Annotated in this window: 19 protein-coding genes and 1 tRNA gene; 11 read left to right on the forward strand and 9 right to left on the reverse strand. The window is 63.7% G+C overall.

Annotation, left to right across the window (positions count from 1 at the left end):
• Nucleotides 1-36 precede the first annotated feature (36 nt).
• Genes KIT79_12330 through KIT79_12340 form a run of 3 tightly spaced genes read left to right on the forward strand, consistent with a single transcriptional unit; the run spans nucleotide 37 to nucleotide 5,939 of the window.
• Nucleotides 37-1,227, forward strand: coding sequence for an efflux RND transporter periplasmic adaptor subunit (locus KIT79_12330; GenBank protein ID MCW5830088.1), 1,191 nt, complete (start codon nucleotides 37-39; stop codon nucleotides 1,225-1,227).
• Nucleotides 1,228-1,230: 3 nt separating this feature from the next.
• Nucleotides 1,231-4,341, forward strand: a complete 3,111-nt coding sequence (locus tag KIT79_12335) for an efflux RND transporter permease subunit (GenBank protein ID MCW5830089.1) — start codon at nucleotides 1,231-1,233, stop codon at nucleotides 4,339-4,341.
• A 47-nt stretch (nucleotides 4,342-4,388) separates the two neighbouring features.
• Nucleotides 4,389-5,939, forward strand: coding sequence for a lipase maturation factor family protein (locus KIT79_12340; GenBank protein MCW5830090.1), 1,551 nt, complete (start codon nucleotides 4,389-4,391; stop codon nucleotides 5,937-5,939).
• A 28-nt stretch (nucleotides 5,940-5,967) separates the two neighbouring features.
• On the opposite strand, the gene KIT79_12345 is transcribed toward KIT79_12340, so the two are convergent.
• From KIT79_12345 to pyk, 5 genes are all read right to left on the reverse strand, one after another.
• The gene (locus KIT79_12345) at nucleotides 5,968-7,710 is read right to left on the reverse strand and encodes an N-6 DNA methylase (GenBank protein MCW5830091.1); all 1,743 of its coding nucleotides are present in this window, start codon (nucleotides 7,708-7,710) and stop codon (nucleotides 5,968-5,970) included.
• Between the two features lie 17 nt (nucleotides 7,711-7,727).
• Nucleotides 7,728-8,195: a peroxiredoxin gene (locus tag KIT79_12350; GenBank protein MCW5830092.1), complete on the reverse strand. Its 468-nt coding sequence runs from the start codon at nucleotides 8,193-8,195 to the stop codon at nucleotides 7,728-7,730.
• A 71-nt stretch (nucleotides 8,196-8,266) separates the two neighbouring features.
• Nucleotides 8,267-8,938, reverse strand: a complete 672-nt coding sequence (locus KIT79_12355) for a DedA family protein (protein ID MCW5830093.1) — start codon at nucleotides 8,936-8,938, stop codon at nucleotides 8,267-8,269.
• 47 nt (nucleotides 8,939-8,985) lie between these two features.
• On the reverse strand, nucleotides 8,986-9,816 hold the full coding sequence (locus tag KIT79_12360) for a hypothetical protein (protein ID MCW5830094.1): 831 nt from the start codon (nucleotides 9,814-9,816) through the stop codon (nucleotides 8,986-8,988).
• Nucleotides 9,813-11,231, reverse strand: coding sequence for a pyruvate kinase (pyk, locus tag KIT79_12365; GenBank protein MCW5830095.1), 1,419 nt, complete (start codon nucleotides 11,229-11,231; stop codon nucleotides 9,813-9,815). The genes KIT79_12360 and pyk overlap by 4 nt, the downstream gene beginning before the upstream one ends.
• 191 nt (nucleotides 11,232-11,422) lie before the next feature.
• On the opposite strand from pyk, the gene KIT79_12370 reads away from it, so the two are divergent.
• From KIT79_12370 to KIT79_12385, 4 genes are all read left to right on the forward strand, one after another.
• Nucleotides 11,423-12,646, forward strand: a complete 1,224-nt coding sequence (locus tag KIT79_12370) for a glycosyltransferase (protein MCW5830096.1) — start codon at nucleotides 11,423-11,425, stop codon at nucleotides 12,644-12,646.
• On the forward strand, nucleotides 12,643-13,497 hold the full coding sequence (hpnK, locus tag KIT79_12375; GenBank protein ID MCW5830097.1) for a hopanoid biosynthesis-associated protein HpnK: 855 nt from the start codon (nucleotides 12,643-12,645) through the stop codon (nucleotides 13,495-13,497). The genes KIT79_12370 and hpnK overlap by 4 nt, the downstream gene beginning before the upstream one ends.
• Nucleotides 13,498-13,540: 43 nt before the next feature.
• Nucleotides 13,541-13,924 (forward strand): EamA family transporter, encoded by a 384-nt coding sequence (locus KIT79_12380; protein ID MCW5830098.1) that lies wholly within the window; start codon nucleotides 13,541-13,543, stop codon nucleotides 13,922-13,924.
• A gap of 61 nt (nucleotides 13,925-13,985) precedes the next feature.
• Nucleotides 13,986-15,152, forward strand: coding sequence for a DegT/DnrJ/EryC1/StrS family aminotransferase (locus KIT79_12385; GenBank protein ID MCW5830099.1), 1,167 nt, complete (start codon nucleotides 13,986-13,988; stop codon nucleotides 15,150-15,152).
• A 12-nt stretch (nucleotides 15,153-15,164) separates the two neighbouring features.
• Here KIT79_12385 and KIT79_12390 read toward each other — a convergent pair whose 3' ends face one another.
• The 3 genes from KIT79_12390 to KIT79_12400 form a co-directional block, all read right to left on the reverse strand.
• Nucleotides 15,165-16,244 (reverse strand): hypothetical protein, encoded by a 1,080-nt coding sequence (locus tag KIT79_12390; protein ID MCW5830100.1) that lies wholly within the window; start codon nucleotides 16,242-16,244, stop codon nucleotides 15,165-15,167.
• An 18-nt stretch (nucleotides 16,245-16,262) separates the two neighbouring features.
• Nucleotides 16,263-17,078: a DUF4412 domain-containing protein gene (locus KIT79_12395; protein MCW5830101.1), complete on the reverse strand. Its 816-nt coding sequence runs from the start codon at nucleotides 17,076-17,078 to the stop codon at nucleotides 16,263-16,265.
• Between the two features lie 94 nt (nucleotides 17,079-17,172).
• Nucleotides 17,173-17,262: transfer RNA gene (locus tag KIT79_12400), tRNA-Leu, on the reverse strand.
• Between the two features lie 142 nt (nucleotides 17,263-17,404).
• On the opposite strand from KIT79_12400, the gene KIT79_12405 reads away from it, so the two are divergent.
• Complete coding sequence (locus KIT79_12405; GenBank protein ID MCW5830102.1) at nucleotides 17,405-17,740, forward strand: hypothetical protein; 336 nt, start codon at nucleotides 17,405-17,407, stop codon at nucleotides 17,738-17,740.
• A 49-nt stretch (nucleotides 17,741-17,789) separates the two neighbouring features.
• Here the strand turns inward: KIT79_12405 and KIT79_12410 are convergent, their stop codons facing one another.
• Nucleotides 17,790-18,833 (reverse strand): class I SAM-dependent methyltransferase, encoded by a 1,044-nt coding sequence (locus KIT79_12410; protein MCW5830103.1) that lies wholly within the window; start codon nucleotides 18,831-18,833, stop codon nucleotides 17,790-17,792.
• Nucleotides 18,834-18,862: 29 nt separating this feature from the next.
• Between KIT79_12410 and KIT79_12415 the strand changes: the two genes are divergently transcribed.
• From KIT79_12415 to purK, 3 genes are all read left to right on the forward strand, one after another.
• Nucleotides 18,863-21,292, forward strand: coding sequence for a hypothetical protein (locus tag KIT79_12415; protein MCW5830104.1), 2,430 nt, complete (start codon nucleotides 18,863-18,865; stop codon nucleotides 21,290-21,292).
• Between the two features lie 142 nt (nucleotides 21,293-21,434).
• Nucleotides 21,435-21,893, forward strand: a complete 459-nt coding sequence (purE, locus tag KIT79_12420; protein ID MCW5830105.1) for a 5-(carboxyamino)imidazole ribonucleotide mutase — start codon at nucleotides 21,435-21,437, stop codon at nucleotides 21,891-21,893.
• On the forward strand, nucleotides 21,890-23,029 hold the full coding sequence (purK, locus tag KIT79_12425; GenBank protein ID MCW5830106.1) for a 5-(carboxyamino)imidazole ribonucleotide synthase: 1,140 nt from the start codon (nucleotides 21,890-21,892) through the stop codon (nucleotides 23,027-23,029). The genes purE and purK overlap by 4 nt, the downstream gene beginning before the upstream one ends.
• The last annotated feature ends 40 nt before the right edge of the window (nucleotides 23,030-23,069 follow it).

Here is a 23,069-nt window from a genome sequence, read left to right on the forward strand (position 1 = left end):
TTTCCAGCCCTTAGCGACTGTCCGCAGGAGCCCCCCTTGCCGCGCGCAGAAACACCATCAGCAGGAAACCCGGTCAGGCACCTCCGGGGAACGATTCGCGTACTGGGCCTTCTGGCGCTCCCGGTTGTCCTCCTTGGCGGTTGCAAGGGTGGTGACAGCACGACCCAGAAGGGCCCGCAAGGTGTCACCTACCCGGTCGAGGCAATCCGGGTGGAGGCCCGGGATGTCCAGTATTCAATCTTTGCCGTGGGCTCGGTGGATGCCTTCGAGCAGGTGGAAGCGACTTCCAAGGTCGAAGGCGTCGTGGAAAAGGTGCTGTTCACCGAGGGTGACACCGTGAAAGAGGGTCAGGTGCTGGTTGAGGTTGAACCCCAGCGCTACCGGCTCGCCGCGCAAGCGGCCCGCGCCGAATTCGACCGGGCACAGGTCGAATACCAGACGGCCGAAAGCATGTACGCCCGGCGGCTGGAACTGAAGGAAACGGCACCGGATATCATCTCTGAGGACGACCTGGACAGTCTTCGCCGGGAAGCGGAATCCAGAAAAGCTGCTGCCATGGCGGCCCGGGCCAATGCGGAACTGGCGGAACTCAAGTACCGTGACTCGCATGTCCGGGCCCCCCACAGCGGAACCATCGAAACCCGGTCGGTCCAGACCGGACAGTACGTGAAGTTCGGACAGGTGCTGTCCACGCTGATCCGGCGGGATCCGCTGCTCCTCCGGTTCCAGGTTCCGGAACAGGATGCGGGCCACCTTCGTCCGGAAATGACAGCCACGTTCAGCGTCCGCGACAACAGCTACCGGTTCGAAGCGGTCCTTGTGCATGTCGCAACCAAGGCCGATGAAACGACACGAATGACAGCCGTGATAGCCCGCGTGACCGATGCGAAACGCGATCAACTCCGTCCCGGCGCCTTTGCCGAAATCACCGTCCCCGTGGCCGCTCCCCAGCCCATGCCGGTCATCCCGCAAACGGCGATCCGGCCCACGGCACGAGGCTTCCTCGGATTCGTGGTCGAGGACGGCAATACCGCCCGTGAACGGCTCCTTACCCTGGGGCTTCGCACGCCGGACGGATGGGTTGAAGTTCGCTCCGGCGTGAAGCCGGGAGAGATGGTCGTGATCCGCGGATCGGAGGCCCTCCGTGACGGCGTAACCGTTTCCGTCGAACAGCCGGCACCCCCGGCCGGCACCGGTACACCCGCCCCTGCCAAAGAAAACCTCTAGGCCATGAACATCACCGAAGTCTGCATCCGCAAGCCGGTACTCGCGTGGATGATCATGGCGTCCACGGTGGTGTTCGGCATTGTGGCGGCCACCCGGATCGGAATCAGCCAGTTCCCGGACGTGGACTTCCCGAATATCTCGGTTTCCGTGACCTGGGAAGGGGCCGCGCCCGAGGCGGTCGAAAACGACGTTGTCGAGATTCTCGAAGAAGCCCTGGTCCAGGTCGAAGGCGTCCGGTCGATCTCCTCCAGTTCGCGGCAGGGTTCGGCCTCAATTTCCATCGAACTCGACCTGGCCCGCGACGTCGATGTCGCCATGCAGGAGGTCCAGTCGAAGGTCGTTGCTGCCCAGCGCCGGCTCCCGCGCGAAATCGACCCGCCGGTCATCTCCAAATCCAATCCCGAAGACCAGCCAATCATGTGGGTGGCCCTTTCTGGCCCCTACTCCCCGCAGATGCTTGCCGACTATGTGCGCTACCGGCTCAAAGAACGGCTCCAAACGATCCCCGGAGTCGGAGAAATCACCCTGGGCGGGTTCCTAGAACGGAACATCCGTATCTGGGTGGATGCTGCCCGGCTGGATGAAAAGGCAGTGACGGTCACCGAGGTGATTGATGCCATCGGCCGCGAGCATGTGGAACTTCCCGCCGGGAGGATCGAGACCGAAGGACGGGAGATCAACGTCCGTGTCATGGGCGAAGCCCTTGATCTGGAGGCATTCCGCCATATCGTCATCGCCCAGACTCCGGGCGGGCCGGTTTACCTGTCGGACGTGGCGCTGGTCGAGGATGGCTTCGAGGATATCCGGCGCATCGCCCGCGTAGGCGGTGTCCCGGCCCAGTCGCTTGGCCTGCGCAAGCAGCGTGGCACCAATGCGGTTGCCGTGGCCAGTGCGATCCGGGCAGAACTCGACAGGATCCGGCCCACGCTTCCCGAGGGAATGAACCTCGGCATCTCCTTCGATTCGACCCGGTTCATCGAGGAATCGGTGCACGAAATCCGTTTCGAGCTGATCCTTGCCGTCATCCTCACGGCATTTGTCTGCTGGCTGTTCCTGGGTTCTGTCTCCACAACGATCAATGTGATTCTCGCCATCCCCATGTCACTCATGGGGACCATTGCCATCGTCTATTTCTGCGGATTTACACTGAACACATTTACCCTGCTTGGGCTCGGGCTCGCCGTCGGCATCGTCGTGGACGATGCAATCATGATACTGGAAAATATCGTCCGGCGGTCAGAAGAAGGCGCTGACCGGGTAACGGCCGCCCGCGAGGGGACCGACGAGATCAAGTTCGCGGCGCTGGCGGCCACCCTCGCCGTTGTGGCCATTTTCCTGCCGGTCGTTTTCATGGGCGGAGTGATCGGCAAGTTTTTCATCCAGTTCGGCGTGACACTCTGTGCCGCTGTGCTGCTGTCGTACGTCGAAGCCATCACGCTGGCTCCCGCCCGGTGCGCCCAGTTTCTCAACACTTCCCGCGAGGACCGGAGCCGGGTCGGCAAAGCCGTGGATCATGTGCTGGACCGGAGTGCGAAGGTCTATACCAGGGCCCTCGACTGGGCCCTGAAGCGGCCGGTACCCGTACTCGCCGGAGCCGCATTCCTGTTCGCCGGAAGCCTGTTCGTTTACCAGCAGTTGCCCGGCGAGTTCGTGCCGTCACAGGACCAGAGCCGGCTGCTGGTGCGCCTTCAGACGGCCGTCGGTTCCGACATCACTGAAACCGACCGGATGTTCCAGCGGGCCGAGGCTTTCGTGAATGCACAGCCCGAGGTCGCCCGTGCCTTCGCCGTCGTCGGCGGATTCGGGGGTGGCTCGGTCAATACCGGCGTCATGTTCGTCACGCTGGTTCCGCCAAACAAGCGCAAGCTCACCCAGAACGGGTTTGCCGCCGTCCTGCGCAAGGAACTCAACTCCTATGCCGGACTGAAAGCGGTCGTGCAGGATCTTTCCCAGTCAGGCTTCACGGCCCAGCGCGGATTTCCCGTAGAGTTTTCCGTGCGCGGCCCCGACTGGGACAAGCTCGTCGAGCTGAGTACCGATGTCCAAGGCCAGATGGCTGCGAGCGGCCTCGTGATCGACCTCGACACCGATTACCAGCTCGGGATGCCGGAACTCCGGGTGATTCCCGACCGTGCGCGTGCCGCCGACCTGGGGATTCCCGTCGAACGGGTTGCCACCGCGGTCAATGCCCTGGTGGGCGGGCTGCGGGTAGGCAAGTACAACGCCGGCGGCCGCCGGCTGGACGTCCGCCTCCGGCTCATGGCTGGCCAGCGTTCGCGTCCGGAAGATCTGGCACGCCTCAAGGTCCGTACCGGCAGCGGCGCGCTGGTTCCGCTTTCGTCCGTGGTCACCACCCGGGAAGTCCCGGCCCTCCAGGCGATCACCCGCAAGGACCGCGAACGGGCCATCACCCTGTTCGCCAATATCGCACCGGGGCATTCCCAGAAGGATGCCATCGCCCATGTCGAAACGCTCCGCAAGACAATGCCGCCGGGCTATTCGCTGGTGCTTGGCGGTTCGAGTGTCGCATTCCAGGAGTCGATGGGAAGCCTGATATTCGCACTCGTTCTGGGCGTCCTCGTCGCCTACATGATTCTGGCCTCGCAGTACAATTCGTTCCTCGACCCGGTGACGGTTCTTACCATCCTGCCCCTGTCGGTCACGGGTGCGGCGGCCGCCCTGTGGATCGCGGGCAAGAGTCTCAACATCTTCAGCATGATCGGCCTCTTGCTGCTGATGGGACTGGTGAAAAAGAACTCCATTATTCTCGTGGACTATACCAAGCAGGCCCGCGAACGCGGACTCAGCACGCTGGAGGCGCTGAAACTCGCCGGGAGCGTCCGGTTCCGGCCGATCATCATGACCTCGGTCACGACCATGATGGCATCGGTCCCCGTGGCGCTTCAGCTTGGCGCCGGATCGGAAGTCCGCAGCCCCATGGCGATCTCGGTGCTGGGTGGCATTTTCGTCTCGACGCTGCTCAGTCTCGTCGTCGTTCCTTCCTTCTATCTGGTCTCTGACCGGATCAAGGAACGGCTGACCGCCCGGCTGTTTCACAAAAAGAACAGCGCCTCCATCCCCGCACCCCGCACCGGCTCTCCCCAGGAGAACTGAGCCCCTTCGGCATCTGGCTGCCGTAGCGCTATGCTGCACGGCACACGATGAAACCCGCCGCCAGCCCCTCGCTTCCTTCACGGCACTACTGGAGTCCACGTCTCTACCTGCGAGGGTTTGGCGCCCTGATGACCTGCGTTTACCTGTCGCAACTTTCACAAATCAGCCTGCTGATCGGCCCCAATGGCCTGCTCCCTGCCGGTATCTACCTGGACCGCCTGCGGGATGCGGGACTGAACCCGTTCATGGATGCTCCAAGCCTCTTCTGGTGGACGGGAACATCGGACTTCGCCATTCATCTCGTTGTTTGCATGGGTCTCGCCGCCTCCCTGTGCCTCCTTGCCGGTCGGCTCACACACCTTGCCCTGGCGGTGCATCTGGCCTGCTACCTGTCGGTCGTCACCGCCGGACAGCGGTTCTTCACCTTCCAGTGGGACAACCTCGTTCTGGAGGCGACCTTCTTGTCGTTCCTCCTCCCCTCTATCCGGAGCGGCAAAGAGGCAAACCGGCTGGTGATCTTCCTCTTCCGGTTTTTCCTGTTCCGGCTGCTGTTTGAAAGCGGTGTTGCCAAGCTCCAGGGCGGTACCAGTTCATGGCACGAGTGGATAGCCATGGACCATTACTACGAAACAGCCCCGATCCCGACAATCCTCGGCTGGTGGGCGCATCAGCTGCCGCATGGTTTCCACCGCTTCGAACAGTGGATGACCTACGTGGCCGAACTGGCCGTGCCACTCCTGCTGTTCGGCCCCGCCGTGGCGCGCAGGCTTGCGTTTGTCCTGTCGGTGGGCCTTCAGGCGGTGATCGTCGCCACCGCCAACTACGGGTCTTTCAACTACCAGTCGGCGCTCCTGTGCCTGTTCATTCTCGATGACCGCGACTGGCGCTGGACCCGGAAGCTCGTCACCCGTGCCCTGCCGCTGCTCTCAATGCTCTGGCCTCACGCACCCCGCACTGCCACCATCCGCCGGGGTATCCGGCGGATGGCGGTGATGGCCGGAGCCTCCGTGATGATGCTGGCCGGCCTGCAGTCGAATTTGCGTTTCGTGAGCCGGGGGATCGAAGCCATGCACGAGAAAATCCCCGTGCTGCCGGAAACTTTCGGTTCCTTCCTGCGTTCCTGGCGGGTCGTCAACAACTACCATCTCTTTGCCGACGTGACATTGACCCGGCCGACCACCGAGATCGAGATCCAGACTGCCGGCGACGGATGGTATCCCGTCTCCTTCCGGCACCAGGCCACCCGCCCCGACTGGCGGCCGGAGTTTCTCGCCCCGCATCATCCCCGGATTCCGTTCCAGCACTGGTTTCTCGCACTGGGGGCGCGGCCACCGGTTTCCGAGCCATGGTTCGCCTATCTGCTGGAAAAGATATGCCTTGATCCCGACCGGGTGGCTCCGGTGTTCGATACGCTCCACCTTGCGCCCGGAGAACGCCCGAGGGCGCTGCGCATCCATGTGCGGGATTACCGGATGACCACACCGCCCGAACGGTCTGCTACCGGAAACTACTGGAAGCGTACTTCGGCCGGAACGCCGACCCTGGTTTCCTGCTCGTTTTTCAGGTCAGAGCGCTGGGAGAAGATGCGGGGGAAGTGAGGCGGGCGGGATTCCAGCGATGCCGGGTTCAGGGCCTGCCTGCGCGCACGATACGGTTCGCCACCTGGCCCTTGCGGAACAGGCCGAGCACCAGTTCCTCCGCCTCTTCCAGAAGCTCCATCGAATCCGGGATCTCGTGCAGCGCATAGCCGATCGCATCCAGGCGTCCGAAGCGCGCAGGATCGAGTTCAAGCGCAACCGGCAACTCTTCCAGTGCGGCTTTGGTCAGGGATATGTATCCGCCGGACATCGTCTGCGATCCGTACAGTTCCCTGAATATCCCCTCGATGGTCCGTGAATTGAGGAGCGCCGACAGCGCGCCCAGACCGATACCGGTCCCCTCACGGGGCTGGACCACAAACACGCTCACGGCAGGAGCAGCTGCGCCGTCCAGATCAAGCGCCGCCTCAACCTTGCGGCCCATGCCACTTACGAGAAGTTTGGGCGATCCGGCTACCAGGCGCCGGCGCTCACTGAGAGCACCGGCTGGAATCCGCGGATGCTCCATCTCCCTGCCGAGGAACCGTTGCCGCCCGCTCTGCCTGATCCGGTGGGGCTCAATCGCACCCGCCGTCACCAGATGATAATCCCCGGCCTCGCCTACATGCGGACGGAGCGCATAGGCCTCACCCGTCGTCTGGCCTGCATGAACGGTGGCAATGTCGCAAAGCCGCACAGGTCCGGCTTCGAGCAGTTCCATCGCCGAGGCGGACAGGGCAGCGCCCCAGCTCCGCCCTTCAAGCAGACGCGTCTGCCAGTGGAACATTCCCGACGGCTGGCCATTGGATGTCCGGCCCTCACCCCGGCGGTCGCGATCCAGGGTCAGCACCACGGGATACACCGACACGGAGGCGAAAGGCTTTTCCCTGCTGAAATCCCTCAAGCGGACCGAGTCTCTCCGCCGGATGGCCGCGTCCCTCAGCCTGGCGGTATATCCAGCCGACAGAAGGCGGTTGGGAACGATCAGCACCGTGCGGCTGCAGCACATCTCCTCGCCCAGCGCCCAGAATGCCGCAGCGAGGTCAAACGGGCCACGAAGCAGGGGGAACCTTTGCCGCAGAACTTCCCGCTCTGCGAGAACTTTCTCTCCGTGATCCGCAACGCCCCGGACGAAAGGAGGATTCGTTACCATCACGTCTGCCGCAATCACCGGGGTTTGCAGTGAATCTCCCGAGTCCACCTGGAGGCAGATACGTTCCCAGTCCATTGGCCGCCCGCCCGCGGCAAGCCAGAGGTTCGTTCGCGCGAGGAACGCCGCCGCCGGATCCAGTTCCCGTCCAACCAGACGGGCCGCGGGGATACGGCCAAGGAGAACCAGTGCCGCCAGCAGGTTGCCAGTTCCGCAGGCAGGGTCGAGGAAGGTCGAACGCTCCCGTCCGGCGGCCGCCTCAAGCGCCGCGTGGCGGGCGACCACCACCGGAGTGAAGTAGCTCCCGCCGGACCTGCGTCCATCTTGATCAGTTGCCTGAAGGGCTGCTTCATACAGCCGTCCGGCCCGAAACAGACGGTCCAGCGGATCGCCGGCACTCGCGATGCTGGCAAAGACCGACTTTTCGATGCGCCGGGCGATGAACTGACCGGAGGTTTCCGGCTTCTCGGGCAGCGCCTTCCCAAAGGCCCGGGCCGCCGCCGCAGCTATCGCGCCAGCCATCAGCATCCGGAACTCACCGGAAGCAGGGACCAGTCCAAGTGTTCTGGCCGCACCGCGAACGAGCGGGCCGATCAGTCGGCTGGCTGCTGTGGCCGGTACGGCAGTGGAGCTATCCGTCATTCATCAGGTCCGTTGATTCAGGAGGCCGCAAAATGCCGGCGGGCGACGTCCAGCAGTTCGTCGCTCTTCCGCCGGAACACCGGGAGGGTTTCCTTGTGGGCGTAGACCAGCTTCCCGTCACGGCCAACGAGGAAGTTGCCCCGGTCGGTCATGCCAAGAAAGTTCCGCATGCCGTAGGCCTTGGCTATCCGGCCATCCTCGTCGGCAAGCAGCGGGAACGGGAAATGGTGTTTCTGCGAGAACTTGTCCTTGGAACTTGCCGATCCACCACTGACGCCGACGATCTGGACCCCGAGCTTCCGGAACTCGCCGTACTGGTCCCGGTAGTCGCAGAGCTGGGCCGTGCATACGGCCGTTTCGTCTTTCGGATAGAACACGACCATCACAGGACCGTTTTTCAGCAGTTCGTCGAGCGATACGCGCTGGCCATCACCAGACACGCCTTCAAACCGGGGAGCCAGCTCCCCTTCACGCGGACGCGCCATTTGCATTCTCCCACACACAGATACAGGCGGGCCACCACGCCCGCCAGCCGAACCAGAGTCTACTGGCAGAATTACCCGCTCGAAGGCGGTTCGTCTACTGGTCCTGCCCGTAGTTCGCGGTGGGCAAAGAATGCCCGCACCACAAGCAGTACAATAAGCAGAACCGCCGCTATCAGGATGTAGTTCTGTATTTTCCGGGCGAAACCAAAGCCCTCATCGATTTCCGGACCGAAGTAATAGCCGACACTGACGAAAAACGGCACGCTGATGCAGGCGCCCAGACCATCGGCAAGCAGAAACCGCCGGGGCGTCACGCCCAGCATGCCGGCCGTCAGGAACACCACGAACCGGAACCCCGGTGCGAACCGTGCGAACAGGATCGCCTTGTGCCCCCAACGATCGAAGAACCGCTTGGCCCGCTCGACCTTTTCGGGACGGGCGAACTTCTGGACCACCCGGAGATAGAATACCCGCTCGCCGTACCGGCGGCCGATGAAGTACGTCAGGGTATCGCCTCCGAGCACACCCGGAAGAACCCCAAAGATGGCCAGATAGTAAGCCGCATTCGGCCCGCCGAAACCCGGGTGCAGGCTCCCATGGTAAGCCGCATAGCCGGCAATAATGACGAGCGCGTCTTCCGGAATGGGGGAACCGATACCGCACCAGACCAGCATCAGCGTCAAGACGGTAAGAATAACGACGGGCGGTTGATTCTGAAGGAAGTCGATCAGAGCGTCGATCATCTGGGGGTTAACACCGTCCGGGCCTTCTCTTTAGCTTGGCGGCAGGATTACAGCCAGCGGCCAGCCACCTTTTTCCAGAAGCCGGGCCGTCCCGGCTCCACTTCATTAACACCCTCGGGCTTTCCAGCCAGCCAGCCATGTACAAGTGCGATCCGCCCCGGTTCAGGCGCTGTGCCATCCCGGCTTTTCCAGAAAACAGTCTCAACCGGCAGTCCGGCCGCCTGAATCCGGACCCATTCAAACCGGCGGCCAGTCAGGCTGTTAATGAGCGTCCGGTGCTCCACGATCCGTCCGGCTATCAATGCCGATGCCATGTCCGAAAGGCGGGGCCGGGCCCCGGATTCTCCCAGAGATCCTGTTGGCAGGAGAAAATCCGGCGGCAGATCGAATGCCTCGCCCCTCTCATTTGGCCCCCAGAACTCATGCTGGGCCGCGTGAAACTCCTTTTCACCCGGAAAAATTCGGACATCGCCGCCCATTATCGCCATTTTGAGATCAAACCGGGTGCCTGCCTTGAGTGCCGGCCGGAATGGACCGAACTCCCGGAGCTGGACGATGACCCCTGAAACGGGACCTGCCGGGGCATTGATCCTGAACCTTCCGCCTGACCAGTGCACGGTTTCGGCGTCGATCAGTTCACCTTCGGCCTCTACCGGCCAAACCGTCCCGGATTCGAACCACGGTGTCATGCACACCAGCCTTCGCTTTTCCAGATGCACGGCGATTCCCGCGCCGCTCCCGTCAAGCCACAGGCGGTGCTGCTCGCCACCAGAAGTGCCCCAGACGGGCCGGGACCGCTCGGCTGCAACTGACAGCAATGTATAAAGCTCCTGGTCGTTTCCTGGCCGGAAACCGATGGCGGCAAGCTGGAAATTCACTTCCCACCGCGGACCTTGTGGAAGCGTATCGTGTTGGTTTCTTTCCCCTCGCCGAGGGGAATTGCCGCCACTACGACCACCGTGTCACCGGGTGCTGCCCATCCGTCCTGGACCAGAAACCGGTCGGCTGCCTCAAGCTGGCGTTCCATGCCGGCCCGCTCGCCGATCGCCACCGGAATAACCCCGCGCAGCACATTCATGCGCCGGAGTGTCGGCACATGGGCGCTCATGGCGAGGATCGGAAGCCGCGGCTTCCATTTGGAGACGAGCAGCGCCGTCAGCCCCGACCCTGCCAGCGCAACAATGGCCCTCGCATTGAGACGTTCGGCCGCGCTCACCGCCGCTCCGGCCGCCCCGGCGGCGAACGACATGATGTCAGCTTCGAAACTGACGCTCGCCGTGTGTGTCACCGTTTCAGCCTCGCGGGAAATGCGTGCCATCGCCTCCACCGATTCGACCGGATGATTCCCCGCAGCTGTTTCCTCTGACAGCATCACCGCATCGGCGCCGTCAAGAACCGCATTGGCTACATCCGAGACCTCGGCACGGCTCGGGCGGTGATTCAGCACCATCGAGCCCAGCATCTGCGTCGCCACGATCGCCCACTTTCCGCGCACGGCCGCCCGCGACAGGATACGTTTCTGGAGTATCGGAACCCGCTCGAAGTCGAGTTCCACGCCAAGATCTCCCCGCGCCACCATGACGCCATCGGAGGCTTCCAGGATTTCATCCAGATGGTCGAGCGCCTCGGGCCGCTCCAGCTTGGCCATGACCGGAATCTTGGAATTGCCCAGGAACTCGCGGGCCCGGTGGATGTCGGCCGCCGAACGGACGAAGGAAATCGCCACCATGTCGAGCCCATTCCTGCCGACATAAGCCAGATCCCGCTCATCCTTGGCCGTCAGGGTTTCCACCGACAGCCTTGTTCCGGGCAGGTTAAGTCCCTTGTTCGAATACAGCCGGCCGCCGGTCATGATCCGGCAGATCACATCCGGTCCCTCGATCCGCTCGGCCATCAGTTCGATCGAACCATCGGCGAGCAGGATGCGCGACCCCGCCTTCACGTCCCGGGTGAGGAACTCATAGGGAGAGTGCACCTCATGCACGCTTCCCTCGACCGGGCGTTCGGTCAGGGTTATCCGCTCGCCTTCGAGGAGCGTCACCCCGTCCTTGGGCATCTGGCCAATCCGGAGCTTGGGCCCCTGAATATCGGCCAGTATGGGGATGTGCGCCTTCGCCGTTTTTTCAGCCTGCCGGACCGCTTCGATCAGCGGCGCCAGTGCCGGACCATCGCCGTGTGAAAAATTAAGACGGAAACCGTCCGCCCCGGCCTGGATGAGCTGCCGGATGATCTCCACGGTACCGGACGCTGGTCCCAGCGTGGCGACGATCTTGGTCTGGTTAAACGATTTCATGCGGCGTATTGCCAAAGCTTACACAGGTGAAGGCGGTAGGCCCAACTGGAGGCGGCCTAAATCCGCCTGATTCCTCCACTTTTTCCCCGTTTGACCACGGGCTTTGAACGGTGCTACCAGCGGCCAGCCTTTTCGGGCCTCTGGCCCTATCTGCTTGCAGGGAAAAGGTATCCGCTGCAGAGCGCCATTCGTTGAAAACGCTGCTTTACATCCTGCTGGCCATCCCCGCCGTGGTAAGTTCCGGATACTGGCTCGTATCGGCCGTGACGACGGGGCTGTTTCTCCGCCGGAAGCCGAAACTGGCCGCGGATGCGAAGATATCTCCGCCAAAAGTTTCCATTCTCAAGCCGGTCTACGGGCTCGAACGGGGCGCCGAGGAGAACTTCCGGACTTTTCTTGAGCAGGACTACCCCGACTATGAAGTGATCTTCGGCGTCCAGCGTGACGATGATCCGGTCCTGCCGGTAGTGAAAAAGCTGGTTGGCAAATATCCGGGCCGGGCCCGTTACGTGGTCGATTCACATGCGGTCGGGCCAAACGGCAAAATCAACAATCTCGTGAACTGCTACCGCGCCGCGAGTGGCGAGATCATCGTCATCTCGGATGCAGACACCCGCGTGGGGCCTAGTTACCTGAAAATCATCACCGGCCCGCTCGCTGACCCCGAAACCGGCGCCGTCTCCACGCTCTACAAGGCGGCCGACGCCCTGACGATCCCTGAGAAACTCGAACTTTTATCCTTTAATACGGAGTTCATCCCCAACGTCTGTTTTGCCAGCCTGTTCGGCTTTGGCGATGCCTGCCTGGGTGCGTCCATAGCCCTCAAGCGGGCGATCCTCGACCGGATCGGCGGATTCGAGCCCCTGGCCCACTATCTCGTCGAGGACTTCGAGATGGGACGCCGGATTGGCGAATTGGGCCTTGGGGTATCGATCATCCCTTATGTCGCCGACACGACGGTGGACCTCGCCGGCTACCGGACCTGGTTCGAGCATCAGATATACTGGGACCAGAATACACGTGCCGCCAAGCCGGCAGCATTCGCCTGGACAATCCTCCTGAAGGGGATTCCGGCTGCACTGCTGCTCTGGCTCGTGAGTGGATTCCAGTCCTGGGCGCTGGCGTTTCTCGGAACTGTCATTGGCATACGGCTCCTGACGGCGGGAATTATTCTCGGCACCTTGCGCGACCAGACCGGGCTGAAGGCGCTCCCGATGCTGCCACTCCGCGATCTTGCCGCACTGGCGACCTGGTTCCTCAGCCTCACCCGCAATCACACGACATGGAAGGACCGGCTGTTCCGGCTTGAGGCGGGCAAGCTCGTCGAAGTGGGGCGTATTCCAGACCGCGCATCCGCATCACCCGCATCTTCCCCGGCGGCACCAGTAAACCCGGCAGGATCGGAGCGGGCATGAACTCGCTGGTGGTGGTCGGGGACGATTTCGGCCTCGACCCCGTGGTCAATGAGGGGATGATCCGCGCCCACACGGAGGGGATCCTGTCGGCCGCCTCGCTCATGGTGAACGGCCGGGGATTCGCGGATGCCGTGAGCCGGGCCCGGGAGACACCCTCCCTTCGCGTCGGCCTGCACCTCGTTCTGGTGGAAGGCAACGCCACACTTCCCCCATCCGAAATCCCCGACATCGTCGACAGTGAAGGCCGCTTTGGCACACAGATCATCCGCACCGGGATCAAATACTTTTTCAGCCGCCGGGCACGTGAGCAGCTCCGCCGGGAAATCCGCGCCCAGTTCGAGCGCTTCCACGCCACCGGCCTCAGGCTCGACCATGTGAACGGGCACAACCATTTCCATATCCATCCGGCAGTCCTCGACGCTCTGCTGGAAGTGGCGGCCGACTACGGCCGTCCCGCCATCCGGGTGCCGCTGGAGCCGCTCATCAAATCGCTCAAGGCGGCACCGGGGCATGCCGTCGAAAAGATCATCTCGGCGCTCATTATCTCCCCGTGGGCGGTGCAGCTCGCAAGGCGGCTTCGCGCCGGGGGGTTCCGCACGGCGCAGGAGGTTTTTGGCGTCTATGACTCCGGCCGCGTCACGGAAGGTTACCTCCTGGAAATCATCCGGCGCCTTGGCCCCGGCCTTACGGAGATATATACGCACCCGGCGGCCGGGCGATGCCCGGAGATCGACCGGTTCATGCCGGACTACCGGCATGAGGAAGAACTGGCGGCGCTGTGCAGTCCGCATGTACGCGCCGCCCTCGAGGAACGGCGTATCCGCACCGTGGGGTTTGCTGATGTCTGCTAGTGCATCCGCATTTTCCGGACCCGGAGGAATGAAAGGAGCCGGCATGCTCACCATCTTCATCATGCTCGCCATCTCGGTGACCTGTGCAGCCCTGGGGCCCGTCGTGCAGGCCAAGGGAATGGTCGCCCTCGGCGCACACGACGACTGGCTGTCTCTGGAAACCTTCCGCTACTTCGGCCGGGCGCTCACAACGCCCACCGTTATCGTTGGCACGCTGCTCCATGCAGTCGCATTCTTCCTGAACCTGGCCCTGCTCGCCCGCGCTCCGGTGAGTTTCATCGTTCCACTGACAGCCATGGAATATATCGTTGGCGTGATGCTGGCCCGGATGATACTCGGCGAGATTGTCGAGCCCATGCGCTGGGCCGGCGTCGGCGTTATCGCCATTGGCGTCCTCATGATGTCAATGACCTGGAAACCAGACTGAGACCGCCGGAAAGCCTCCGGCACGGCAAAACCGAACATCCCCAAAGGAGACCCCTACACACATGTCAGCACAACCCGCCCCTGCCACCGCTACCGACAAGCCGCTCGTCCCCGCCGCGAAACTCTATTTCCCGGACGAGGACCGGAAATGGATACTGGAACAGATTGATCAGGTTCTTGCCTCCGGACAGCTCACGCTGGGCAAGCACGGAAAGGAACTGGAGCGCCGCTGGGCGGAATACTGCGGCGTGAAATATGCCGTCGCCGTGAACTCGGGCACAAGTTCCATTGAAATTCCCCTCAGGGCCATGGGAGTCGAGGGCAAGGACGTGATCTGCCCGACCAATACCTTTTTCGCCACTGCGGCGGGAATCATCCACGCGGGCGGAAACGCCGTCCTGGCCGACATGGATCCGGACTACTACTCGCTCACGGTCAAGGAGATCGAAAAGCGGCTGACGCCAAAGACGGCAGGCGTCGTGATCGTCCACATCGGCGGCTTCGTGACTCCGCACATCAACGAGATTGCCGATTTCTGCAAGAGCAAGGGTATCTGGCTGTTCGAGGACGCGGCCCACGCCCACGGTTCATCCTACAAGGGAAAAAAGGCGGGTGCCTTCGGCCGGGCGTCGAGTTTCTCGTTCTACCCGACCAAGGTGATGACCAGCGGCGAGGGCGGCATCATCGCCACCGATGACGAGCACGTCTACAATGAGGCGCTCATCTACCGCGACCAGGGGAAGGCCAGCTTCACCGTCAATGCCCACACGCGCCTTGGCTATAACTGGCGCATGTCGGAGATCCACGCCGTCATCGGCCTCAAGCAGATGGACCGGCTGGAGTTCATGATCTCCGAGCGCCAGCGCGCCGCCCGGGCCTATGATGCGGCCTTCCGGAATGACCCGCTGGCGCGGCCCATGCTTACGCCGGATGGCGGAACCGCGAACTACTACAAGTACCTGCTCATCCCGGCGCGGCCGCTCAAGGACCGAAAGGCGATGAAGATGGCCGTGCGTGAGAAGTTCAACGTCGGCCTCACTGGCGAGGTTTACGAGGAACCGCTCCACAAACAGCCTGTCTTCAAGAACCTGGACAGGGGGAACTACCCGGTAGCCGACGAGGGCTGCGCCCGGCACATCTGCCTGCCGCTGTTCCCCGGCATCACCGACGAGATGATCCAGCGGACCATCGAAGGTGTGAAGTGGGGTCTGAAGGAGTTCTCGTCCTAAGAGGCGAAACCGTCAGAGCCCGAGTTCCTTTTCGAGGGCGTCCTGTTCGTCGCGGAACTTCTTCTGCTCCTCGCCGCTCTTGATGGGCGGCGGAGTAGCCTTCTCCTTCAGGGATTGCTCCGCCAAACGGGCGGCTTTCTCCGCATCTGCTTCGCGGCCTGAAAGGCTGTAGAACCGGGCGGCGACAGATGCCTCTCCCGTTTTCATGGCCGCGTCGCCAAGTTCCCCGGCCCGCTTCCGCAGCTTTTCCGCCTTCTTCTCCGCGCCTGAAAACCGGTAGTACATGAGCGCGTGCTGGATGGGATCGGGATGATCCGCACCGGCGGCGATCGAATCCCCCCGCTGGTCGGCCCTCCCCGTCACCTGCGAAATCCGCCGGTCAGCGAACAGTTCCCACCAGCGGCGGGCATCCTCCAGCGCCTTCAGCGACCGGTCTTCCCGCGTCCCGCCCGCGCCGATCCCCGGCTTCTGGAACTCCGTTTCCTCCCGGGCGAGAGCCGCCTCGCCGCGGGTTGCCGCCAGCTTCCGGAGTTCTTCCAGATAGTCTGCCGGCGGACGGTACGAATCGACAGGCTGCGCCGTCCGGCTTTCCAGATGGTTCTTCAGGTTCCGCACGTCCTCGACCGTGCTCGCGTATTTCCGCATGTATTCCATCCGGACCCGGTCCTCATCCGCCCAGTTCCGCGAGGCGGTATACCAGGCCACCGCCCCGGACTGCGGATGAAGGGAAAGCCGCTCGCCGTCCTCGCAGTCAGGCACTGCGGGGTCATTACGTCCGGTTACCCGTTTGCATTCGGCATCGGCCCGGCGGCTGAACAGGTCCGCTCCGGTCATCAGCCGCCCGGCCTTTTCCGCGTCCTGCCCGATCCGCTTGCCCACCCGGCGCAGGCCGGCGGCGGCCACCGGCGAGCACATCTCGCCGGAGCGGAACCAGAGGAAGGCAGTAGCGAGCTTGCCAGTCCGTTCCGCCTCGGTACCGCTTCGCACGAGCGCGTCCCAGTTGCCGCCTCCGCAGGGGTCATCGGCCCGTGCCGGCCCGTGCGCCGGGCCTGCAACCAGGGCTGCCAATAGCAAGGTGTGCCGTATCTTCATCGCTCTGTCTCCTGAGGCCTACTGGCCCGCCTGCTCCATCTGCTTGCGGATCATCTCCTGCATTTCCGGGGGCAGGTTTTCGAAACCGGGCGGCATCTGCCCGGACGCGGGCGGCTGGCTGTAGGGGGATTCCGGCGGCATCCGCTTTTCACGGCCGCCGCGCTTCTGGGCCGGATCGGCTCCGCCTTCAGCGGGTTTTGCTGATGGCCTCGCCCCCGGCTGCCCGCCCGTCATGCCGGGAAAAGAGGGCATCTTCTGGTAGCCGGGCGGTATCTCGAACAGGGAGTCTGGCTGCGGGCCCACTTTCAGGTTCTTCAGTTCACGCCTGAACCGGTGTTTCTTGTCCTTGTCCACGGCGATGGCGTCGATCTTGAGGAGAATCCCCTCCTTCTTCGTCATCCACATGAAGCCGCCCATCTTCGTGCCGTCCTTCCGGTGGGTCATGACAACCTTGGACTTCTTCGTGGGTATACCGTCGATCGTCTCCTCGCCAGCGTCGGTCCACTCGACCTGGTAGTCGTCCATCCCGTCCGGGGAGCTTTCCGCCGTACCGAAGGCATGCTCCATGTACATCCGCTGGTCGGGGATCAGCATCCAGGTGACCTGCCTGTCCCTCCGCATGATGGATATCTGGCTGGAGCCGCTGACCGACATCTCCATGCGGGATTTCTGGCCTGACTCGTAGACCCGGCCCTGGATCGACATCTGTTCGGTTTCCATGACCTGATCGGCCGAGTAGCTCGCTGCCGGCTTCGGAAACCCTTGGGCGTCCGCCGGTCCCGCCACCATGAGCACGCAAACCGCCGCGCCCAGCAGCACCATCTGGATCTTCATACCGTTATCTCCCCCATGCGGCTCGCTTGCCACGTTCATGCAGGGGAAGCCTAGGCGACCGCCGGGCGGCGGGAAAGGAGAGAGGGGCAAAGGTTGGTGCCCCGGCCCGGACTCGAACCGGGACGGCCGGGTTAGGGCCTGCGGATTTTAAGTCCGCTGCGTATACCAGTTTCGCCACCGGGGCATCGGGTGAGTAGTAGCCGGAATGGCGCAATTGGGGAAGGTTGCCGTCTGCGTCATCATCCGGTTAGGGTGGCCGGAACCGGAACAACACTGGCTGGCGGCCTTCTCCAAAAGGGCGCGCCGGCAATTCGCAGGAGGATTGGGTGCTGCGCAACACGCCAGATGGACTATTATTTGCCAGGATCATGCTCGTCGTGATGGTTTTCGAGTTCCTGGTGCTTTTCGACATGCGGCCCGCCACCAACGAGTTCAAGAGCATCGGGACGACCGTCTTTTTCGGCTACCTGCTCATGGCCGCGCTCGTGCAACTCATCGGGCTCCTGCTGGTGAAGGCGGGGCACTACAAGGCGGGCGGCGCCCTGCAGATCATCGCCAGCGCGGGGCATATTATCGACCTGATCGGTATCATCGGGATCTATGGCGGGCTGAAGGCCTACCGGTTCACGGAGGCCGGAGAGGCCGCTCCATCGGCGGCCTGAACACCCCGCCCCATCAGACTGCACGGGCCTGACGGTCAATCAGGGGCTCTCAGGAAATCTCCCGTCCTTCCGGCAGGAGCGCCTCGACACGGATAATGTCCCCCTGGGCGAGAAAAAACGCCCCGATGGCACCGATGGCGGCCGGGACCGCAAGCACGGCCGCCAGCAGCACGGTCAGGGCCGACTCCACCGGGCCCGGGGCGTCCGCGCCCGGTGTCGAGCGGATGAGGACATGCAGGCGGTTCGGCCGCCGGGTGACGAGCGACATCAGCGACTGCAGGAAGCAGAAGAACGAATACTCGACCGAGAAGTTGGCGAGGATTCGCACCCTGAAACCCATCTTCTCCAGCATCGCCGCGAGCGACTTTTGCGTGAAATGCACCAGATGGCGGGGCGGGTCCAGGTGCCACCACCAGCGGCCGAACAGGCCGCGCTGGAGGCGGCAGTAGTTGGGCACCTCGATCACCATCCGTCCGCCGGGCCTGAGATGCCGGGCGAGCTTGCGCACCGTGGCCCTGGGATCTGACAGGTGCTCCAGAACGTGAAACAGGGTGATGAGATCGAACCTCGCCCCCCCGAGCTGCTCGATGGCGTCCGGTCCGTGGAGCACGTCCACGCCGTACTCGGCCTTGACCAGCGCCGCCGACTGCTCGGAGAACTCTACGCCCCTCGCCTCCCAGCCGTTCTCGCGGAATGACCCGAGCATGACGCCACGCCCGCAGCCGAAGTCGAGCACCGAGGGCAGTTCGCTACTCCCCCTGCTGTTCCGGCGGGCTTCCGTCCCGATGCGGTCAAACAGCACATGGAACCGCCAGCGGCGGAAGGCATCCGACAGCCGCTGGAACACTCCCCGGTATTTCTGCTGTCTGCTACCGTAGTAGTCGCCGGGGTAGTAGTGGGCGAGCGGATGCGGCAGCGAGGCGGTATCAATGAACCGTGAACCGCACGCGCCGCAGGCGTAGAGGCGGAACCGGTCCGGGCTCGTGAGCCAGGCATCCTGCTCGCGGACTTCCGTCTCGAACCGGCCCTCGCCACCGCACACCGGGCAACGAAGGGCGGCGGTTTCAGGACCGGACGTCTGGCGTTTGGACAAGGCGGGAGTCACCGTTCAGCAGGATATTGATGCGGACTGACGTTAAATCATCCCCCGGCACCCCGCAACGGCTCGCCCGCCTCGCCGCCGTTCCGGCCGCCATCCTGGGCTGGAACATCCTCTTCTTCAGCCAGATCTGGAACGGCGCGGGTGCGTTCTGGTTCCGCGACACGGTCATCAGCTTCCTGCCGCTTCGCCTCTACCTGCGCGAGCGGCTCCTTTCCGGCGAGTGGCCCCTCTGGACACAAGCCGTGAAGGCCGGGATGCCGTTCTGGGCCGACCCGGTGAATGGTGTGCTCTACCCGCTGCATATGGTCCTCGTTGCCCTAGACGATCCCGTTCATGCCTATGGACTTCTCGTCGCCGGACATTACGCGCTCGCCCACGGCGGCTTTTACGTCTGGCTCCGGGGGCTGGGACGGAGCCGCACAGCCGCATTCATGTCCGCGCTCGCCGTCGCCCACGGCGGCGCATTCCTGCAGAAGCACGAAAACCTCCAGTTCCTCTACTGCTGGTCGTGGCTCGGCTGGTACCTGGCGACGGCAGGATTTTTCCTGAAAAACCCGTCATGGCCGAGGTTCGCCCTCTCCGCCGCCGTCATGTGGAACCTCGTCACGAGCGGCGATATCCAGACGTTCTACCTCGCCAGCATCACGGGCGTGGCTCTGGCGCTATTAAAGACCGGCGGCGACGCCGCTCTCAGGATCCGACGCGCCATCCAGACCGGCTGGGCCCCCGTGACGGCGGCGCTGCTCGCCGCGCCATGGCTCCTCACCGTGCATGAGCTTTCCGGCCGGACCCTGCGGGCCGCGCAGAACTCCTTCGAGTTCGCCGCCCAGTGGTCGTTCCACCCGTTCCGGTGGATCGAATGGCTCGCGCCGGGCGTGTTCGGCTTCACCTTCCAGGAACCGGGCTGGTGGGCGGGCGGCATCGCCCGTTCCGGCTGGCAGGGTTTTTACACGCCGTCGTCGTACTTCGGCGTGCTGCTGATCCCGCTGGCTGCACTGGGCCTGTGGCGCGGGCGGGGAGAGTTCCACGTCCGGTTCTGGGCAGCAGCGGGAGTTGCCGGGTATCTTTGGTCCTGCGGCGACTACCTGCCCTTCTACCGGATTCTCTACGACTGGCTCCCCTTCTGGAGCCAGTTCCGGTTCCCTGAACGGCTTCTCCTGTGGGTGATGCTCGGCCTTGCCGTGCTGGCGGCGCGTGGCCTTGACGAGCTTTGGCAGTGTGGCATCCCCGGCCTGTGGCTGCTCCCGGCAGTGTGTGTGGCGGTTTCCGGGCTCCTTCGCCTTGCGGGCTATTCCACGCTGAACCTCTCGCCCTGGATCAACGGCATTGCCGGAAAGGCAGCGGGCCCGGAGGCTTACAGCACCGTCACCCGTACGCTGGAATCGGCCTCCGCGGTCTGGCTCGCAGCCGCCGTCACGCTACTTCTGGCGATCCGGCTTCGACCGCCTTACGCGGCCGTCCTGCTTCTCCTTTTTACGACTGCTGAACTTTACGCTCTCAACCGGCCCCTCGCACCGGTCCGGGATTCGGCCATCTACCGGGAGAAACCGGCCCTTCTCGCCCGGCTGGAGGCGGACTTCCCCGCGCTCGCCAGCGAGACACCGGTCCCGGCCCGCATTTTCCCCAACAGCGAGAGCAGCCTCGTCCGGTGGGAGGGAAGCGAGACGGCCGATGTCTCGCGGCAGATGTGGAATCTTCTTTACGGTAACGGCGTGATGGCGACACCCTACTCCACGCCGACGGGCTACAACTCCTCGGAACTGGCCACCATGTACAGGATGATCCGCTCGGCACACTGGCGAAACTACACGGCGCTGGTGGATGCGCCGGTCTGGGGAATCCTGTCCGGATCCGCCCGCCAAACCCCCGGCTGGAAGTGCGGCGAGGTGGATTCCGGAACCGGCATGGGCTGGTGTTCGGACGGAAATCGCCTCGGCCCGGTCCGATGTCCAACCGGGTGGGAAGTGCCGCCTTCACCGGAAGCGCTTCTGGACAGATACCGCCGGACCCGCTTCGCCAGCAGGCCGGAGTTTGCCCTGCTGGGTTCGTTCGATCCCCATGACCCCGCCCCGCCAGCAGCTGCCATTCCCGATCCGGCAGGCCAGTCTGCACCGGCAGCCACCGGTTCCGCCCTGCCTGCGAGCCGGTGCGAAGCGGTCCGGTGGAACGAGGACGCATGGACTCTGGCTATCGAGCGGGAAACGGCGGGACCGGTCATCCTGCGCGACAACTACTATCCGGGCTGGAATGCCTATCTGGACGGGGAAAGGCTGCCGGTCTTCACCGCCAACGGGGGGCAACTGGCAGTCTGGACCCCGCCCGGCAGCCACGAAATCAAACTCCGCTTTGAACCGCCACTCATCGACCTCGGTACCACGATCGCCGCCATCACCCTGGTGTTCAATCTGGGACTGTGGTGGTGGGGAAGAAGGGAAAACATCCTCCTTTGACGATTCCGCCCCGCCGGTCATACTTGCGCCTTTCCGGCGGAGCGGCTGCGGAGGCCAGCTCCGTGTGAAGGCGAAGGAGGCGGGAACCAGGATGGCACGCAAGGCAGGCAAAAAGTCCGTGCAGCCGCTCGTCGCCGTTATCATGGGAAGCCGGAGCGATCTGGAGCATCTGGAGCCCGCCTGCGAACTGCTGGAAGCATTCGGCATCCCCTACGAAAAGAAGGTCGTCTCCGCCCACCGGACCCCGGACTGGCTCTTTGAATACGCCGAGTCAGCCGAAAAACGCGGGCTGATGGTGATTATCGCGGGCGCGGGCGGCGCGGCACACCTGCCCGGCATGGTGGCGTCCAAGACGCTGGTCCCCGTGCTGGGCGTCCCGGTCCCGGCGACGCTCCTGAACGGGATGGACGCGCTCATGTCGATCGTGCAGATGCCGAAAGGGGTTCCCGTCGGCACACTCGCCATCGGAAAGCCGGGCGCCGGCAACGCCGCCATCCTCGCCACCGAGATCGTCGGCCTGAAATACCCCGAATACCGCGAAAGGCTGAGGAAGTGGCGGCGCTCCCGCACGGCCGAAGTGCTCAAGCAGCGCGACCTATGACCGCAACGATTCCTCCCGGCTCGATCATCGGAATCCTGGGCGGCGGACAGCTCGGCCGCATGACCTCGATGGCCGCCCGATCGCTGGGCTACCACCTGCACATCCTCGACCCCGACCCCAACTGCGCGGCGCGGTATGTCTCGGACCTGTGCGTGACGGCGCCTTTCGATGACGCTGTTTCGGCGGCCTATCTTGCCAGCAAGTGCCATGTGGTGACGCTGGAGATCGAAAAGATCGGCGCCGAGGCGTTGCAGGCGGTGAGCCGCCACACCCCGCTCCGCCCCGGCGCGGAAGTCCTCCATGTCATCCAGGACAGGGCCCGCCAGAAGAACTGGATCGCCGGAAAGGGGTTCCCGTCGGGACCGTTCCGGTGCGCCTCGTCGGCGATGGAGCTTGCCTCTGCCGTTCGGGATCTCGGCGGCGACTGCTTCGTGAAGTCCTGCACGGGCGGTTATGACGGCCGGAGCCAGGTGCGTGTGAAACAGGAGGCCGAGGTCGCCTCCGCGTGGGAAACGCTCGGCAGCGCACCCTGCGTCGTCGAAAAGGCACTCGACCTGGAAGCCGAGCTTTCCGTGCTGGTCGCCCGGCGGCCCGGCGGCGAAATCGCCGTCTACCCGCCCGCCCTCAATCATCACGAGAACCGCATTCTTGCCTGGTCGGTACTGCCCGGTCCTCTCCCCGAACGGACCAACACCGGGGCGGTAAAGATCGCCGCCGACCTTGCCGGCGCCCTGCAGGTCGAGGGACTGCTGGTCGTGGAGCTCTTTCTAACGAAAGACGGCAAAGTGCTGGTAAACGAACTTGCTCCCCGGCCCCACAACTCGTTTCACCAGACCGAGCGGGCGTGTGTCACGAGCCAGTTTGAACAGCATGTGCGCGCCGTCTGTAATCTTCCTCTGGGGAGCGTCGAAGTGCTGCGCCCGGCGGCCATTGTGAATCTGCTCGGCGAGGTGTGGCTTGGTGAACGGCCTCCGGATTTCAACGCCGCTCTCTCCATCCCCGGTGTCCGCCTGCATCTTTACGGGAAGAGCAACCCCCGCAAGGGCCGCAAGATGGGCCACCTGTCGGCCATTGGCCCTACCCCCGGCGATGCCGTCAAGGCCGCGCAAGAAGCCTATAAGCGCCTGGCTGGATAGCTGTTTTCCCTGTCCCGTTGTTCCTTCCTTCCGTATAGAA

Source organism: Deltaproteobacteria bacterium (genome assembly GCA_026129095.1).
Lineage (GTDB): Bacteria > JAGRBM01 > JAGRBM01 > JAGRBM01 > JAHCIT01 > JAHCIT01.

Excerpts from the sequence above, each read along its gene's own strand:
- purK (MCW5830106.1), top strand. The coding sequence starts at position 21,890 with ATGACCGCAACGATTCCTCCCGGCTCGATCATCGGAATCCTGGGCGGC.
- hpnK (MCW5830097.1), top strand. The coding sequence starts at position 12,643 with ATGAACTCGCTGGTGGTGGTCGGGGACGATTTCGGCCTCGACCCCGTG.
- KIT79_12355 (MCW5830093.1), bottom strand. The coding sequence starts at position 8,938 with ATGATCGACGCTCTGATCGACTTCCTTCAGAATCAACCGCCCGTCGTT.
- KIT79_12390 (MCW5830100.1), bottom strand. The coding sequence starts at position 16,244 with ATGAAGATACGGCACACCTTGCTATTGGCAGCCCTGGTTGCAGGCCCG.
- KIT79_12345 (MCW5830091.1), bottom strand. The coding sequence starts at position 7,710 with ATGACGGATAGCTCCACTGCCGTACCGGCCACAGCAGCCAGCCGACTG.
- pyk (MCW5830095.1), bottom strand. The coding sequence starts at position 11,231 with ATGAAATCGTTTAACCAGACCAAGATCGTCGCCACGCTGGGACCAGCG.
- KIT79_12350 (MCW5830092.1), bottom strand. The coding sequence starts at position 8,195 with ATGGCGCGTCCGCGTGAAGGGGAGCTGGCTCCCCGGTTTGAAGGCGTG.
- KIT79_12335 (MCW5830089.1), top strand. The coding sequence starts at position 1,231 with ATGAACATCACCGAAGTCTGCATCCGCAAGCCGGTACTCGCGTGGATG.
- KIT79_12385 (MCW5830099.1), top strand. The coding sequence starts at position 13,986 with ATGTCAGCACAACCCGCCCCTGCCACCGCTACCGACAAGCCGCTCGTC.
- purE (MCW5830105.1), top strand. The coding sequence starts at position 21,435 with ATGGGAAGCCGGAGCGATCTGGAGCATCTGGAGCCCGCCTGCGAACTG.
- KIT79_12395 (MCW5830101.1), bottom strand. The coding sequence starts at position 17,078 with ATGAAGATCCAGATGGTGCTGCTGGGCGCGGCGGTTTGCGTGCTCATG.
- KIT79_12380 (MCW5830098.1), top strand. The coding sequence starts at position 13,541 with ATGCTCACCATCTTCATCATGCTCGCCATCTCGGTGACCTGTGCAGCC.
- KIT79_12340 (MCW5830090.1), top strand. The coding sequence starts at position 4,389 with ATGAAACCCGCCGCCAGCCCCTCGCTTCCTTCACGGCACTACTGGAGT.
- KIT79_12415 (MCW5830104.1), top strand. The coding sequence starts at position 18,863 with ATGCGGACTGACGTTAAATCATCCCCCGGCACCCCGCAACGGCTCGCC.